Source organism: Streptomyces mirabilis (genome assembly GCF_039503195.1).
GTDB lineage: Bacteria > Actinomycetota > Actinomycetes > Streptomycetales > Streptomycetaceae > Streptomyces > Streptomyces mirabilis_D.
On the sequence record NZ_JBCJKP010000001.1, the window covers coordinates 2,239,111 to 2,253,806 of the forward strand.

General features: G+C 72.4%; 12 protein-coding genes. 3 read left to right on the forward strand and 9 right to left on the reverse strand.

The annotated features are described in order from the left end of the window. Window positions 1–63: 63 nt before the first annotated feature. Window positions 64–1,329, reverse strand: coding sequence for an alginate lyase family protein (locus tag AAFF41_RS10790; RefSeq protein WP_319745185.1), 1,266 nt, complete (start codon window positions 1,327–1,329; stop codon window positions 64–66). A gap of 121 nt (window positions 1,330–1,450) precedes the next feature. Between AAFF41_RS10790 and AAFF41_RS10795 the strand changes: the two genes are divergently transcribed. Beyond that, entirely contained in the window at window positions 1,451–2,845 is a 1,395-nt protein-coding gene (locus AAFF41_RS10795) for a uracil-xanthine permease family protein (RefSeq protein WP_319745183.1), read from the forward strand. On the opposite strand, the gene AAFF41_RS10800 is transcribed toward AAFF41_RS10795, so the two are convergent. Then, window positions 2,827–3,945 carry a glycoside hydrolase family 6 protein gene (locus tag AAFF41_RS10800; RefSeq protein WP_319745313.1) on the reverse strand — a complete coding sequence of 373 codons (1,119 nt, stop codon included), beginning with the start codon at window positions 3,943–3,945 and terminating at the stop codon, window positions 2,827–2,829. The genes AAFF41_RS10795 and AAFF41_RS10800 overlap by 19 nt on opposite strands. A gap of 214 nt (window positions 3,946–4,159) precedes the next feature. Here AAFF41_RS10800 and AAFF41_RS10805 point away from each other — a divergent pair, with 214 nt between their 5' ends. Further along, the gene (locus AAFF41_RS10805) at window positions 4,160–4,864 is read left to right on the forward strand and encodes a DUF5995 family protein (RefSeq protein WP_343323896.1); all 705 of its coding nucleotides are present in this window, start codon (window positions 4,160–4,162) and stop codon (window positions 4,862–4,864) included. Window positions 4,865–4,922: 58 nt separating this feature from the next. After that, on the forward strand, window positions 4,923–5,855 hold the full coding sequence (locus AAFF41_RS10810) for a TIGR03619 family F420-dependent LLM class oxidoreductase (protein WP_343323897.1): 933 nt from the start codon (window positions 4,923–4,925) through the stop codon (window positions 5,853–5,855). A 34-nt stretch (window positions 5,856–5,889) separates the two neighbouring features. Here AAFF41_RS10810 and AAFF41_RS10815 read toward each other — a convergent pair whose 3' ends face one another. The 7 genes from AAFF41_RS10815 to AAFF41_RS10845 all read right to left on the reverse strand — a co-directional run bounded on the left by AAFF41_RS10815 (window position 5,890) and on the right by AAFF41_RS10845 (window position 14,696). After that, the gene (locus AAFF41_RS10815) at window positions 5,890–7,599 is read right to left on the reverse strand and encodes a flavin monoamine oxidase family protein (RefSeq protein ID WP_343323898.1); all 1,710 of its coding nucleotides are present in this window, start codon (window positions 7,597–7,599) and stop codon (window positions 5,890–5,892) included. Window positions 7,600–7,659: 60 nt separating this feature from the next. Next, entirely contained in the window at window positions 7,660–8,448 is a 789-nt protein-coding gene (locus AAFF41_RS10820; protein WP_343323899.1) for a carbon-nitrogen hydrolase family protein, read from the reverse strand. 251 nt (window positions 8,449–8,699) lie between these two features. After that, window positions 8,700–9,080 (reverse strand): DUF742 domain-containing protein, encoded by a 381-nt coding sequence (locus tag AAFF41_RS10825; protein ID WP_225900247.1) that lies wholly within the window; start codon window positions 9,078–9,080, stop codon window positions 8,700–8,702. Between the two features lie 7 nt (window positions 9,081–9,087). Continuing rightward, entirely contained in the window at window positions 9,088–9,558 is a 471-nt protein-coding gene (locus tag AAFF41_RS10830) for a roadblock/LC7 domain-containing protein (protein WP_319745176.1), read from the reverse strand. Further along, on the reverse strand, window positions 9,548–11,959 hold the full coding sequence (locus AAFF41_RS10835; RefSeq protein ID WP_343323900.1) for a sensor histidine kinase: 2,412 nt from the start codon (window positions 11,957–11,959) through the stop codon (window positions 9,548–9,550). Before AAFF41_RS10835 ends, AAFF41_RS10830 begins: the two co-directional genes overlap by 11 nt. Before the next feature lie 140 nt (window positions 11,960–12,099). Continuing rightward, the gene (locus tag AAFF41_RS10840) at window positions 12,100–13,575 is read right to left on the reverse strand and encodes an HAD-IA family hydrolase (protein WP_343323901.1); all 1,476 of its coding nucleotides are present in this window, start codon (window positions 13,573–13,575) and stop codon (window positions 12,100–12,102) included. A gap of 44 nt (window positions 13,576–13,619) precedes the next feature. After that, window positions 13,620–14,696: an ABC transporter ATP-binding protein gene (locus AAFF41_RS10845; protein WP_319745170.1), complete on the reverse strand. Its 1,077-nt coding sequence runs from the start codon at window positions 14,694–14,696 to the stop codon at window positions 13,620–13,622.

Here is a 14,696-nt window from a genome sequence, read left to right on the forward strand (position 1 = left end):
GGACACCCCCATCCTAAGCGGCCGCTCAGGAGCCCCTGATCAGGGTGTGCGTATGCCCTCCGGTCAGCCGGCGATCGAGTCCAGCTGCTCGGCGGCAGGCCGCAGTGTCCACAGGTCGCCGCCGGGCGGTGTCTCCAGTTTCGGCACCGCGGCCTGGGCCGCCCGGTCCCCCGCGTCGGCCGCCGCGTGCACGATGTCGCTCGCCGCGTAGCGGTGGAACTCCAGCTCCGGGTAGGGCCACGGCGCGGCGCCCGTCGCGGCGGGCAGCAGATAGTCGACCGCCTTGGCCAGGGTCTGGCCGTCCGGCCCCGTGTACCGCCACAGGTTCACGCCGACGTGCCGGCCGATGGCCGCGAGGCGGGTGTAGGCGACGAGGTCGAAGGTCGAGTAGTGCCAGCTGCGGGTGCGGGTGAGCTCCTGGGGCTGGCTGCCGTCCGCGGAAACCTGCGGGTCGATCCGCTTGGACTCCGCGCCGAGGACGGTCCGGCGGGCGAGGTCCTCGTCGCCGGTCGCGTACGCCAGGGCGGCGAGCTGCATGTCGTAGAAGGTGCCGTGGTTGTTCTTGGCGGCGCCCTCCTCGCCGCCGAAGGCGCTGTTCTCCAGCCAGTCGCGGAAGTCGGTGTTCCAGGCGCGCATGGCGGTGCGGTCGCTCTTCGACCAGCCGGGGGCGCCCGTCTCCAGGATCGCGATCGCGTCCAGGACGCTGGTGTAGGACTGCGAGAAGTCGATGATGCCGATGGCCCGGCCGTCGTACTTGCAGGGGATGAACTGCCCGTGGTCGAGGTTCGGGTTCATCCGGGTGGCCGGGGCGAGGAACCAGGTGCGCAGGACGGTGGCGGCCTTCTCGGCGTACTGCTTCCTGCCGGTGTAGTACCAGGCGAGCGCGAGGTCGTACGTCGAGTCGAAGACCTTCTCGACGTCCTGGCGGTCGGTGCCGGTGTCGACCTCGGGGTTGCGCTGGCCGTCGCGCTGGACGTACGGGCAGCCCCAGGGGTTGTCGGCGGTCTTCGGCTGGGAGGGCCACCAATACGGGGCCTGGCTCAGGTAGTCGTGGACGTCGCCGCCGGGGGCGGGCTTGGGCTTGTCGACGACCGTCCAGGGGCCCTGGGGCAGCCAGTTGTCGGCGCGGGCCGTCAAGCCCTCGAGCGTGCGCTTCAGTTGGGGATCCCCGCGGTCGAGGCGGAGCCGGGTCTGCTGGAGCCGCGCGCCGTCGAGGACGGCGGTCCGGGGGGCCTTCGGCGCCGCGTGGGCCGAGGCGGAGGGGACGACGACCGCCGCGAAGGTGGCCACGGCGGCGAGGAGGACAGCCAGACGGGGTCGTGCACTCATCAAGCCTCCGATCAGAAATATGAACGCAGTTCATGAGTAAGACCGTGTGAGCGTAGAACCGCCAGGTACCCGTGACAATGGTCCGGACAAAGTTTCACGTACGAAGAAAGCGAAACCCACCATGGACCTCGGTGTGCGCTGGAAACTGCACGGCGACGGGCGAACGCCCGCGCCCGGAGCGGTTGTCCGCCCCGATGAACGCCTCTCGTGGCCGCGCACGATCGGGCTCGGCGCCCAGCACGTGGTGGCGATGTTCGGGGCGTCGTTCGTGGCACCGGTGCTCATGGGTCTGAACCCGAACCTCGCGATCATGATGTCCGGCTTCGCGACGGTCATCTTCCTGCTCGCCACCCGCGGCCGGGTGCCCAGCTACCTCGGCTGTTCGCTCTCCTTCGTGGGCGTCGCCGCGGTGATCCGCGCGCAGGGCGGCACCAGCGCCACGGTGACGGGCGCGGTGTTCGTCGTGGGCGTCGCGCTGTTCCTGGTGGGCCTGGCCGTGCAGCGGTTCGGGGCGCGGATCATCCATGCCGCGATGCCACCGATCGTGACGGGCGCCGTCGTCATGCTGATCGGTTTCAACCTGGCGCCGGTGACGGCGTCCACGTACTGGCCGCAGGACCAGTGGACGGCGCTGCTCACCATGCTGCTCACCGGTCTGGCAGTCGTCTGCCTGCGCGGTTTCTGGTCACGGATCGCGATCTTCCTGGGCCTGCTCTTCGGGTACGGGATCTCCTGGGTCTTCGACCGGATCTTCGGAAAGATCCACTCGGTGGACGCGAGCGGCAAGCTCACCGACCACTGGCGGCTGAACCTCTCCGGCGTCGGCAAGGCGGACTGGATCGGGCTGCCGTCCTTCCACGGCCCGTCCTTCCAGTGGTCGGCGATCCTCGTCGCGCTGCCGGTCGTGATCGCGCTGGTCGCCGAGAACGCGGGGCACGTCAAGGCCGTCGGCGAGATGACCGGCGATCCGCTGGACGACGAGCTGGGCACCGCGATCTCCGCGGACGGCGTCGCCTCCATGCTCTCCACGGCGGTCGGCGGCCCGCCCAACACCACGTACTCCGAGAACATCGGCGTGATGGCCGCGACCCGCGTCTACTCCACGGCCGCCTACTGGGCCGCCGCGGGCTTCGCCCTCCTCTTCGGCCTCTGCCCCAAGTTCGGCGCGATCGTGGCCGCGATCCCGGGCGGCGTGCTCGGCGGCATCACCGTCATCCTGTACGGCATGATCGGCCTGCTCGGCGCCCAGATCTGGCTCAACGCCCGGGTCGACCTGCGCAATCCGCTGAACCTGGTGCCGGCCGCCGCGGGCATCATCATCGGCGTCGGCGGCGTCTCCCTGAAGTTCACGGACAACTTCTCACTCAGCGGCATCGCGCTCGGCACGCTCGTCGTGATCACCGGCTACCACGCGCTGCGGGCGATGGCCCCGGCCCACCTGACGACCGATGAGCCGCTGCTGGACTCCGGCACGTCCTCGTACGACGAGGCGGACGATCAGCGCGCCAGCTCATAGGCGTACTCCGCCGAGAAGGTCCCCGGCGTGCCCTTGCACCCGTCCGACTCCCCCGGCAGCTTCACCCAGAGATAGGCGTCGATCCTGGCCTCCCCGGTGTTCAGGGTCGGCGCCCGGCCGATCTTCCGGCCCGCCGGATCGCACCACTCCCCGTCGGCCGGGGCGCCGTTGCCGTTGCGGCTGGTGTCGATGACGGCGCCCAGGCTCGCGGGGCCGCCCAGTGCGGACAGCACCTGCCGGGCGTACGCGATCTCGTCGCTCGTACGGTGGAAATTGGACACGTTGGTGAAGACACCGTCGGAGGAGGCGGCCGACGCGGCGCCCGCCCGTGCGAGGAGCGCGGCCTGCTCGGCGGCCGGGTTCCAGGCGGAGTGGCCGGCGTCGTAGTAGACGCGGGCCCGGGGGTCGGCGGCCTTGAGGACGCGGCCGGCGCGGGCCAGCGAGGCGAAGCGGGCGGCCCGGTCGGTCACGGGGAGGCAGCCGGCCTGGGCGACCGAGTCGGGCTCCAGGATGACGATGACCTCGTCGTCGCCGAGGCCCGCCGCGAAGTCGTCGATCCAGCCGTCGTACGCGGCGAAGTCGGGCGCGCCGCCCTGTGAGGCCCCGCCGCAGTCGCGCTGCGGGATCGCGTACGGCACGACGACCGGGACCCGGCCCTCGGCCGCGGCGCCCGCGGTCACCGCCCTGACCCGCGCGGTGATGGTGGCGGGGGTGAAGTCGGCGAACCAGACGGCGGCCGGGCGGTCGGCGATCCGGGACTCGATGACGGCGCGCCGGTGGTCGCCGGGGTGGGACGCGACCCAGTCCAGGACCTGGGAGTCGGGGTGGCTGTAGAGCAGGGCGGGGGCGGCCACGGTCGCCGGCTCCTTCCCGCTCGGGGAGGGCGTCGGGCTCGGCTTCGGGGACGGGGAGTGCCAGGACGGGGACGGCGCGACGGAGGTCCCGGACGGGGAGGGAGCCGGTACGGCGGGCGGCGGCCGAAGGCCGGGCGAGCGGGTCACCAGCGGTCGGGCGTCGTCGGAGGGGCGCTCGCGGTCGAGGGCGGACATCATCCCCGTCACTCCGCCGACCGCCACGACCACCGAGGCCGCCGCGACCATGGCGGCGCGCCGGGCCACCCGCCTGCGCTCGGCCCTGCGTGCGGCCAGGCGCCGCGCACGTAAGCCTGACACGTACCGCTCCCCCCGGTTCCCATCACGTTTGCGCCGCCCCCGGCCGCATCCGCGCCTCCCGACACGGGCGTGTTCCCCCGTTCCGGGGATGTGCCCGGCCAGGCGGCGACTCCGGTCAGCCTAGGACTGGGAACCTGCCCCCATGACGCAGTTGGAACAGTTCTCCACCCCCGTGGACGCGATCGCCTCCCGGATGCGCACCCTGGCGGCGACCCTGCCGGAGCGTGACGGAATCGCGGTCTTCAACCGCGTCTACCTCACCGTCACCGAGGAGGTGGAACGGCGCCTGGACGCGGGGGAATTCCCGGACGGCGAGGCCGCGGTCACGCTGGATGTACGGTTCGCCGAGCGCTATCTGCGCGTGGCCGAGGAGGGGTCCCCGCCCGCCTGCTGGCGCCCGCTGTTCCAGTTCCGGCGCCATCCGGGAGTACGCCCGCTGCAGTTCGCGCTCGCGGGCATCAATGCGCACATCGGACACGATCTGGCGCTCGCCGTCGTGGACACCTGCCGTACCCTGCGCTGCGAACCAGCCGATCTGGAGGACGAGTTCGAGCGCGTGGGTGACCTCCTCGTCTCGCTGGAGGAGCGCGTCCGCGAAGATCTGATGCCGGGCCCCGACCTCCTCCAGATCGCCGATCCGCTCACCCATCTCCTCGGTTCGTGGAGCCTGGAGAGGGCCCGCGACGCGGCCTGGTCGGCGGCGCGGGCCCTGTGGGCGCTGCGCGGACTCCCCGACCTCGCCGAGGAGTTCGCCGACCGTCTCGGCGCCGCGGTCGGCCTGGCGGGCCGGATGCTGCTCACGCCCCTGGGGGACCGATCCGGCCATATCGCCGCGTACGGCACGTAACTCACCCTCGTACGCGATACGTTCACGATTCAAATGCCGAATGCGAAGGAGCACAAGCATGGCTGCTCGGCTGGGTCTGAGTCTTCCTCAAACACGCCAGTTCGACATCGGTCGTGACGTCCCGGACGTGGCGCGCACGGCTGAGGAGATCGGCTACGAGAGTCTGTGGGTGTTCGAGCGCGCCCTGTTCCCGGACCCCGCCACGCAGGGGCTGTACGGCGTCCCGAACCTGCCCTGGCCCGACTTGTACCGCGGCGTCGCCGAGCCGCTGGTGACCCTGACGCTCGCCGCGGCGGCCACGCGGCGGGCGCGGCTGGGCACCAGCGTCCTGGTCGCCCCGTTGCACGGCCCGTTCCAGCTGGCCAGGGCCCTGGCCACCCTGGACGCGGCGAGCGGCGGCCGGGTCGTGGCGGGCCTCGGTACCGGCTGGTCGCTCGACGAGTACGCGGCGGCGGGCGTGGCGCCGTTCGAGGAGCGGGGCCAGGTCCTGGACGAGGTCCTCGACGTGTGCCGCGCGGTGTGGGGCCCGGACCCGGTGTCGTACGAGGGCCGCCTGACCAGGATCGAGTCGGCCGTGGTCGCCCCGAAGCCGGCCCGGCCGATCCCGATCCTGCTGCCCGCCTTCAGCAAGAAGGCGCTGACCCGGCTCGTGGACCGCGGCGACGGCTGGCAGCCCGTGGCCCAGGGAGGCGCCGACCAACTCGCCGCCCAGTGGCGGCAGGTGCAGGACTTCGCGGCCGAGCGCGGGCGCACCGAGCCGATCCAGTCGGTGGCGCGGATCAACACGCGTTACTCCGCCAAGGCCTACGACGGCGCGGACCGCCAGCCCTTCCAGGGCAACGTCGACCAGATCGTGTCGGACCTGGTGCCGTACACCGAGATCGGCCTCGACGAGTACTTCGTCGACCTCCAGGACGGCCCGCGGGACGCCGAGGAGCTCAAGGACCTGGCCGCCGAGGTGTACGCGGCGGCGCGGGCGGCCGGAATCTGACCGGCCGCCCCACGAAGGCCGGCCCGAACGGGTCCTAGTCCTCGGGCAGTTCCACCGGCGCGATCTCGTCGTAGACGTCGCCGGGCCCGGGGTTGGTCGGGTCGGTCGCCCCGCCCAGCTGGTGCATGACGCCCCAGACCGCGTTCAGCGCGGTCTGCACGGCACCCTCGGCCCAGCCGGCCGTCCAGGAGATGTCGTCGCCGGCGAGGAAGATGCCCCGCTTGTCCTCGGGCAGCGCTTCCTGCATGAAGTGCGTGAACAGGCGGCGCTGGTAGCGGTAGTGGCCGGGCAGGTTGGCCTTGAACGCGCCCATGAAGTAGGGCTCGTTCTCCCAGGACACGGTCACCGGGTTGCCGATGATGTGCTTCCTGATGTCGACCTTCGGGTAGATCTCGCCGAGCGACTTCAGCATGACCTCCATCCGCTCGTTCGCGGACAGCGGCAGCCACTTCAGGCTGTCGTCGCACCACGTGTACGAGAGGCAGATGACGGCGGGCTTGTCCGGGCCCTCGTCGAGGAGGTAGGTCCCGCGGGTCATGCGGTCGGTGAGCGTCATCGACATGACGTCACGGCCCGTCGGATTTCCCCTGTCGTCGACGGCCTTGTCCAGCCAGAACGGCCGGTCGACCGGCACGAAGAGCTTGGAGCTCTCCATGTAGTGGGTCCGCTCGATGGCGGTCCAGTGGTCGATCGGGAAGAGCGAGTCGTCGCAGGCGATCTTGGAGAGCAGCATCCAGGACTGGGCGGTGAAGATCGCCGCCTTGAAGGTGCGGATGTCACCGTTGGCGTCCGTCACCGTGATCTGGTTGCCCGCCGTGCGGTGCAGCCGGGTCACGGCCGGACGCGGGGCGCCGTCGTGCAGCTTCGCGAGCGAGGTGCCGTAGGCCCAGTGCACGATCTTCTGCGGCTCGCGCTCCCACAGGCGCAGCGGCAGTTGCTGGGAGCCACCGACGATGCCGCGGTGGTGGTCGTCGGCCTCGGTGTAGACGACGCGCAGGATCTCCAGGATCGAGTTCGGGAAGTCGGTGTCCCAGCCGCCGGTGCCGAAGCCGACCTGGCCGAAGATCTCGCGGTGCCGGAAGGACTTGAAGGAGTCCGAGTCGCAGAGGAAGCCGTAGAAGGTCTGGTTGTCGAGCTTCTCGACGAGCTTCGCCCAGATCTCGCGGATGCGCGGCACATCGCGCTCACGCATGGCCTGGTTCATGTCGGAGAAGTCGGCGCCCTCTTCGAGGCAGGCGTTCCAGGCGTTCATCACGTCGCGGTAGACCTGCGGCAGGTCGTCGACGGTGGTCGCGTAGTGCGACTCGCCCTTGAGGTCGACGACCGTCGAGGGAGTGGACTCCGCGAGCGGGTTGGGGAACAGCCGGGTCTCCAGACCCACCAGGTCGATGTAGTGCTGGAGGGCGGTGGAGGAGGGCGGGAAGCGCATGGCGCCCATCTCGGCGGTGAGCGACGGGTCGCACCCCTCGAAGCCCACGGTCCGCAGGCGACCGCCGATCTCGTCGGCCTCGTAGACGACGGGCTTGAGGCCCATCTTCATCAGCTCGTAGGCGGCCACGATGCCGGACAGACCGCCGCCGATGACCGCGACCTCGGTGCCGTGCTCGGTCGCGGGTATCTGGCCGAGGCCCGCCGGGTGGGCGAGGAAGTCGTCGTACGCGTACGGGAAGTCCGGTCCGAACATGGTGATCGGCGGCTGCTGCGCGTCGGCGTGCTGGACGGCGGTGGGCACCGTGGACGTCATGGGGTACGGACTCCTTGCGGGAAAGCTGGTGAGGGGAGGCGCCGAGGGGGCTGCCGGGTGTCAGACGAGCGACCCGTAGAGGCCGGGGCGGCGGTCCTTCAGATACGGGTTCGCCTCGCGCGAGGCCGCGAGGAAGTCGGGGTCGGCGTCGGCGAGGACGAGTTCCTCACCGCGTCCGGCCCGGGTCCGGGCGATCCCGTCGGGACCGGCCAGCGTGGACAGTCCGACGAACTCGAACTCGCCCTCCGGGCCGACCCGGTTGACGTACGCGACGTACATCTGGTTCTCGAAGGCGCGCACCGGGACGACGGACTCGGCGACGAACTGGAAGGGGTGCATCTGCGCGGTCGGCACGACGAGGAGGTCGGTGCCGGCGAGGGCGTGCGCCCGGACGTTCTCCGGGAACTCGACGTCGTAGCAGATCATGAGGCCGACGCGGAGGCCGTTCAGGTCCGCCTGGACGACGGGCTGCTCGCCGGGCGTGAAGTGGTCGCGCTCGAAGCAGCCGAAGAGGTGGGTCTTGCGGTAGTTCGCGAGACGGGTGCCGTCGGCGGAGATGAGCTGAGCGGAGTTGTAGACCGTCTCGCCCTCGCGCTCGGGGTAGCCGTAGACGACGGCGACGCCGTGGCGGGTGGCGATCTCGGCGACCGCGTCGGCGGAGTCCCCGTCGGCGGGCTCGGCGAGGCGGGCGATGCCGTCGCCGATCGCGTACCCGGTGAGGAACATCTCCGGCGCCGCCACGAGCCCGGCGCCGGCAGCGGCGGCGCGGCCCGCGGCCTCGTCGAGGACCTTCAGGTTCTCGACGACCGAGCCGGGGCGGCCGGAGCTCTGGAGCAGGGCTGTGCGCATGCGTGGTCCTCACGGGTACGGAGGGGTGTCGGGGACTGCTTAGACGGTACGGGCGGGGGGCTCGGGGGGACAAGGAGGAGCCGTTGCGCGCCGGTGGACGAATCGTTGCGTGCGCCCTGCCTCCGGCGGCGATTCGTTGCGCGCCCTCGGGCGGCGCCCGAAACCCCTGAGGCGCAGGTCACAGACGTCGTGACGAGCCGTCGCGACCTCGCCGTGCCGAGCGTCCCGGCCGCACGGCCCGCGTCCGGTTCTCACAGCGCGCGCAGTCGCTCCACGATCTCGCGCAGCAGCTCGGGATCGGCCGCCGGGCCGCCCGGTTCCGGCCGCCGCGGCGCGTCGATGCGTACGAGACCGGCCTCGGCCAGATCGCCGAGCAGCACGCGTACGACGGTCAGGGGCAGGTCGGCGTCGGCGGCGAGCTCGACGACCGGCCGGGGTCCGTGGCGCACCAGGGCCAGCAGGGCGGCGCCGGCGTGGTCGACACCGGGCCTGCCCTCGTCCGTCCGCAGGGCGGTGACCCGCGACATCAGATCGATCGTGTGCCGGTCCGAGGGCCGGGTCCGGCCCCGGGTCACGGTGTAGGGCCGCACCATCGACCCGGTCTCGTCCTCGTACCAGTGGTCGTCGGTCACGGCCGGGTCAGGGGCCCGCGGGGTCGGCGGCCGACCGTACGGCGGCGGCCATGTGGCGGCCGACGCGGCGGACCAGCAACGCCATCTCGTGGGCGAGCTGTCCGACGTCCGTCTGCACCTCGCTCAGGACGGCCAGCCGGCTGCCGTCGCCCGCCGGGGTGATGAAGAGGTAGGCGTCGTCGAGCATCACCATGGTCTGGCGCACCTCCCCCGCGGCGAAGCGTTCACCGGCCGAGCGGGCCAGGCTGTGGAAGCCGGAGCAGACGGCGGCGAGGTGCTCGATGTCCCGTCGGCGCATGCCGTCCGAGCAGCTCAGCGGGAGGCCGTCGGCGGTGAGGAGCACGGCCTGGCGGACGTGGTCGGTCCTGGCCACGAGGTCGTCGAGCAGCCAGCCGAGGTCCGTGCCGGGCGGTTCGGGGGTGGCGCCCCGGGGCTCGGAGGTCCGGTCGGAGTGCTCGGGGGTCTGGTCACGGAGCATCGTCGGCGTCCGTCCCTTCCTCGGTGTCGGTTCGCCGCTCGGATCCGGACCCGGTGGGCAGGCCCTTGCGGCCGCGGTCGAGGCCGCGCTGGAAGGCGCCGAAGACCGCGCGGACCTCCTCGGGGGTGACCTCGCGCTCCGACGGCTCGTCGGTGGCCGGGCCGTCGGTGCGCAGTTCGGGGGCGAGGGAGGTCTGCCGGACTCGGGTGGGCAGCGCGGGCGGGCTCGTGGCGGGAGCAGTCTCCGGCGTACGGTCCGCGTGCCGGAGAGGTGCCTCCCGCGGTTTCTCCACACGGTCCGCGTGCCGCTGAGGTGCCTCCGGCTGTTCCTCTGCACGGTCCGTGTGACGGTCGGGTGCCTCCCGCTTTTTCTCAAGGACCGCGGTGCCCTTCCGGGAGCTCTCGGAGGTCCGGGACGTCCCGGAGGTCCGGGAGGTGCGCGACGGCAGTGCCCGCGATTCCGTGTCCGCCGCCGGCTCCGGCCGCTCGGGGTCGACCGGCGCGAGGACCGCCTCCGGCAGCAGCACCACCGCCGTCGTGCCGCCGTACGGCGACCGGCACAGCGTGACCTCGATGCCGTGTCGTGCGGCGAGCCGCCCCACCACGTACAACCCGAGCCGGTCGTGCCGGGTCGGATCGAAGTCGTCCGGCGTGGTGAGGGTGCGCTGGGCCTCCTCGATCTGTTCGGGTTCGAGACCGAGGCCCCGGTCGTCGATCTCCAGGACGAACCCGCCCCCGGCCCGCCCGGTACGCAGGGTGACCTGGGTGTGGGGCGGTGAGAACACCGTGGCGTTCTCGACGAGTTCGGCGATCAGATGGACGACATCGGCGACGGCGTCCGCCGCCACGCCCACCTCCGGCATCGGCGGGACCACGACGCGCGCGTACTCCTCGATCTCGCCCACCGCGGAAGCCACCACGCGGGCGACCGGTACGGGCCTGCGCCATCTGCGGCCGGGCGCCGCGCCGGAGAGGATGATCAGGCTCTCCGCGTGGCGCCGCATCCGGGTGGTGAGGTGATCGATCCGGAACAGATCGTCCAGGACGTCCGGGTCGTCGGTGCGCCGCTCCAGCGTGTCGACCAGTTTGAGCTGGCGGTGGACGAGCGCCTGATTGCGGCGGGCGATGTTGAGGAGCACCGCGAACAGCCCTCGGCGCAGGGTGGCCTGCTTGACGGCGGCCTCGACGGCCGCGAGGCGGGCGGTGTTGAAGGACCGGCCGACCTGGCCGATCTCGTCGACTCCCGCCTCCCCGTCGGCCAGGGGCGGTGCCTCGGTGGCGGCGTCCACGTCCTCGCCCGCGCCGAGCCGCCGCATGACGTCGGGCAGCTGGCGCGTGCTGAGGAGGTCGGCGGCGTCCCGGAGGGTCTCCAGGCGGCGCGAGATGCGCCGGGCGCCGCGCACGGCGAACCACAGGGACAGTCCCACGGCGGCGAGTCCGAGTACACCGACGATCGCCGCCTTGGCCAGCTCCCGGTAGGCGAAGGCCCGCCCTCGTTCGGCGGAGTTGACGGCCGACCGCGTGCACAGCTGCATGTACCGCTTGACGGCCCGGTCGGTGGTGGTGCGCCAGGAGCCGACCGCGACGGCCTCCCCCGCACCCCGTGCGCCCGCCCGCAGCAGGGCGTCCTCACCCCGGGTCAGCTCCCGGTACAGGGAGCCGCGCTGGAACTCCTCGAAGAGGGCGCGCGAGTCGGCGGGGAGGTCGGGCACATACGTCCGCTCGAAGACCCGGCGGTCCTCGATCGTCGCGGTGAGCGTGCCGTACTGGCCGTCGGTGAGCGATCCGGCGGCTCGCGCCCCGGCGACGAGGGCGTCCTCCCGCGAGACGAACTCCCTCACCCGCACCAGCTCGATGACGACCTGGGCCTCGCGTGCGAGCTGTCCGGCCTGCAGCGCGGTGAGGGCGGACTGGACGTCGAAGCCCGGCTCCACGAGGGCGCCGTACTCGGTGACCGCCCGGTCCCAGCTGATGGCGCGGGACAGCACCCGCTCCCGCAGCCCCTCCAGCCCGTCGAAGGAGCGCAGCACGGCGTCGAGCACCTGCCGCTGCCCGGCGGAGAGCCGCCCGCGGTCGCCGTCCCGGATCGCCGTCCGCAGGGCGGTCACGGCGCGGTCGGTGCGGCGCTGTTGTTCCATCAGGTCGAGGGCCGCCGCCGTGCCGTGGTCCGCGCCCAGGTAGGCGGCCGCGAGCCGCCGTTCGATCTGGATCTGGCCGACCGCCGTGTCGACGGGTGTCCCGAAGTCGTCGTACACCCCCTGGACCCGGACGAGCGCGCGCAGTTCGCCGGTGACGGACACCATGGCGAAGCTCCACAGCACCATGAGGGCGACCACCGGTGCGACCGCGAGCGCCACGATGCGCGTACGGACCGTGGTGGGACGGCCGAAGGGCCAGCGCATGGACTCCCCAGGACGGCAGGACGGTCGGGTGGCCGGGCGACGGTTGGTTACCCATCGGTGTTACTCGCTGGTAGCGGGCGCGGATCAACCTACGTGATGGCGCGCCCGCACCGCAATGGTTTCCTGGACCGCCGCTCGGTTCAGACGGCGAAGGTGGTGACGACCGCGGCGTGGTCCGAGGGCCAGTCGTTGCCCGCGACCTCGGGCCAGGGACGCGGGGTGCCGGTGACCAGCGCCCGGGAGTCGAGCACCGTCAGCCCCCGGTGCAGCACGAAGTCGATCCGGTCCTGCGGCTCGGGCCGCCCGCTGCCGTCCTCGTGCTCCACGTGAACCGGCGACCAGGTGTGTCCGGGCTCCCGCACGGGGTCGGGATGGGCCTCGCGGTAGGAGTCGCTCAGGCCCGCCTCCTCGGCGGCCCTGGTCACGGGCCATTCGACGTCCGGCCAGTCCAGGTGCGAGGGCGCGTTGAAGTCACCGACCAGGACCACGGGGACGGCCTCGGCGGCGGACTCGGCGATCCGTCGCAGGATCTCCCGCATCTGCTCCAGCCGGACGCCCTCGTGGGCGATCAGCTCGGCCGCCGGGAGCCCGTCGAAGCGGGCCTCGTAGGGGCCGTACGGCGTGTAGTCGAGGTGGGCGCTCCAGACGTCCACCTCCTGGCCGCCGTCCAGCCGGACGCGCACTCCGGTGCCGCCGTAGAAGCCGACGTCCGGGTCGCCGTGGCGGGCGATGATCGGGTAGCGGCTGATGACGCCGAGGTTCTCGCCGGCCCGGTGGTGGTGCCAGCCGAGGGCCTCGGCGAGTTCCTGTGCCGAGGTGCCGTACGTCTCCTGGAGGCCGACCACGTCCGCGCCCGTCTCGGCGATGACCTTGAGCTGCTTCTCGCGGTGGTCGTCGACCTTCGTCCCGCCGTACCAGAGGTTCCAGCTCATCACCCGCAGCTCGCGGGGCGCGACCATGGCGCGCAGCCGGGCCGGGGTCACCTCCTCCAGGCTGGTCAGGACGGTGCGTCCGGGTACGGAGTCGATCGGCGCGAGCGAGGGCACGGCGAGCACGGCGCACCCCGCCGCCTCGGCGGACGCCACACCCGTCTCGGTGTCCTCCACGGCCACACACGCGGCGGGATCGACGCCGAGGGCGCGGCAGGCGGCGAGGTAGGGGTCGGGGGCGGGCTTGGTGCGTTCGGTGTCGTCGGCCGTGACGGAGACCGCGAAGTGTTCGGCGCCGAGGGCCGCGAGGACGGTGTCGGCGACCGCGCGAGGCGACGCGGTCACGAGGGCGGTGGGGACACCCTCGCGGACGAGTTCGCCGAGGAGCCGCAACGCGCCCGGGCGGGGCACGATGCCGGTGCGGACCCGGTACGCGAACTCCCGGTGCAGCTCGGTGGCGATCTCCCCCACCTCGGCGCCCGTGATCCCGCCCAGCCAGGCGGCGGTGTACTCGACGGGCCTGCCGAGCACCTCCGGCTGGTCGGCCCCGGTCAGCCGGCGTCCGAGCCCGTCGGCCACCTGCTCCACCGCCTCCCACCACAGCCGCTCGGTGTCCACGAGCGTGCCGTCCATGTCGAACAGGACTGCCTGGAGGGGGAGTTGGGGGGAGGTGGTGCGGAGGGTCACGGTGCTCTCTTTCACTCGGCGTAAGTCAGTGGGGGGTGCGTCTGCTACCGCGTGCGCTCGGCGACCAGCACCGGCCGCTCCGGGAGGCTCACGGTCACGGCGGCCCCCGAGCCGAGCCCGGCGGCCTCATGGGTGGACAGGTCGGCCTTGACCTCGGTGGCGTCCGGGAGCCGGACGGTGACACGGGTGGCGGCGCCGAGGAAGGCGGTGGCGACAACGCGCGCGGTCCCGGCCTCGTCGGCCCGTACCCGCACCGCCTCGGGCCGTACGAGCACGTCGATCTCGGTCGCGGCGGGCGCGTCCCCGTCGACCGGCAGCCGCTGTCCGAGCACCTCGGCCACGCCGGAGTCCAGCCGCCCCGGAATCCGGCTCATCGTGCCGACGAACTCGGCGACGAAGGCGGTCGCGGGGCGCCCGTACAGCTCGGCGGGCGCGGCGCACTGTTCGAGCCGCCCGGCCCGCATCACGGCGACGCGGTCCGCCATGGACAACGCCTCTTCCTGATCGTGCGTCACGAACAGCGTGGTGATGCCGAGTTCCTGCTGAAGCCGGCGGATCTCCTCGCGCAGGGTGAGTCGCACCTTGGCGTCCAGGGCGGAGAGGGGCTCGTCGAGCAGCAGCACGCGCGGACGCAGGGCGAGCGCGCGGGCCAGCGCGATGCGCTGCTGCTGGCCGCCGGAGAGCTGGTGCGGGAACCGCTCGCCCTTGTCGGCGAGTCCCACGAGGTCGAGCAACTCGGCCGCGCGGGAACGCCGTTCGACGGTTCGCACCTTGCGCATCCGCAGCCCGAAGGCCACGTTGTCGAGGGCGCTGAGGTGCGGGAAGAGACTGTAGGACTGGAAGACCATCCCCGCGTCGCGGCGGTGGGCCGGGACCCGGGTGACGTCCTCGCCGTCGACCAGCACCTCGCCGGAGTCGGGGTGTTCGAACCCGGCGAGCATGCGCAGCGCGGTGGTCTTGCCGCAGCCGGAGGGGCCGAGCAGGGCGAGGAGTTCACCGGGACGGGCGGTCAGGTCGAGGCCGTCGAGGGCGACGGTCGGGCCGAACTCCCTTCGCAGGCCTCGGAATTCAACGGTGGCGGCCTTGGCGTCGGCGGCCTTCTCAAGCGTGGTGACGGTCAT

Excerpts from the sequence above, each read along its gene's own strand:
- AAFF41_RS10800 (WP_319745313.1), bottom strand. The coding sequence starts at position 3,945 with ATGGTCGCGGCGGCCTCGGTGGTCGTGGCGGTCGGCGGAGTGACGGGG.
- AAFF41_RS10815 (WP_343323898.1), bottom strand. The coding sequence starts at position 7,599 with ATGACGTCCACGGTGCCCACCGCCGTCCAGCACGCCGACGCGCAGCAG.
- AAFF41_RS10845 (WP_319745170.1), bottom strand. The coding sequence starts at position 14,696 with ATGACCGTCACCACGCTTGAGAAGGCCGCCGACGCCAAGGCCGCCACC.
- AAFF41_RS10805 (WP_343323896.1), top strand. The coding sequence starts at position 4,160 with ATGACGCAGTTGGAACAGTTCTCCACCCCCGTGGACGCGATCGCCTCC.
- AAFF41_RS10790 (WP_319745185.1), bottom strand. The coding sequence starts at position 1,329 with ATGAGTGCACGACCCCGTCTGGCTGTCCTCCTCGCCGCCGTGGCCACC.
- AAFF41_RS10795 (WP_319745183.1), top strand. The coding sequence starts at position 1,451 with ATGGACCTCGGTGTGCGCTGGAAACTGCACGGCGACGGGCGAACGCCC.
- AAFF41_RS10830 (WP_319745176.1), bottom strand. The coding sequence starts at position 9,558 with ATGCTCCGTGACCAGACCCCCGAGCACTCCGACCGGACCTCCGAGCCC.
- AAFF41_RS10810 (WP_343323897.1), top strand. The coding sequence starts at position 4,923 with ATGGCTGCTCGGCTGGGTCTGAGTCTTCCTCAAACACGCCAGTTCGAC.
- AAFF41_RS10820 (WP_343323899.1), bottom strand. The coding sequence starts at position 8,448 with ATGCGCACAGCCCTGCTCCAGAGCTCCGGCCGCCCCGGCTCGGTCGTC.
- AAFF41_RS10835 (WP_343323900.1), bottom strand. The coding sequence starts at position 11,959 with ATGCGCTGGCCCTTCGGCCGTCCCACCACGGTCCGTACGCGCATCGTG.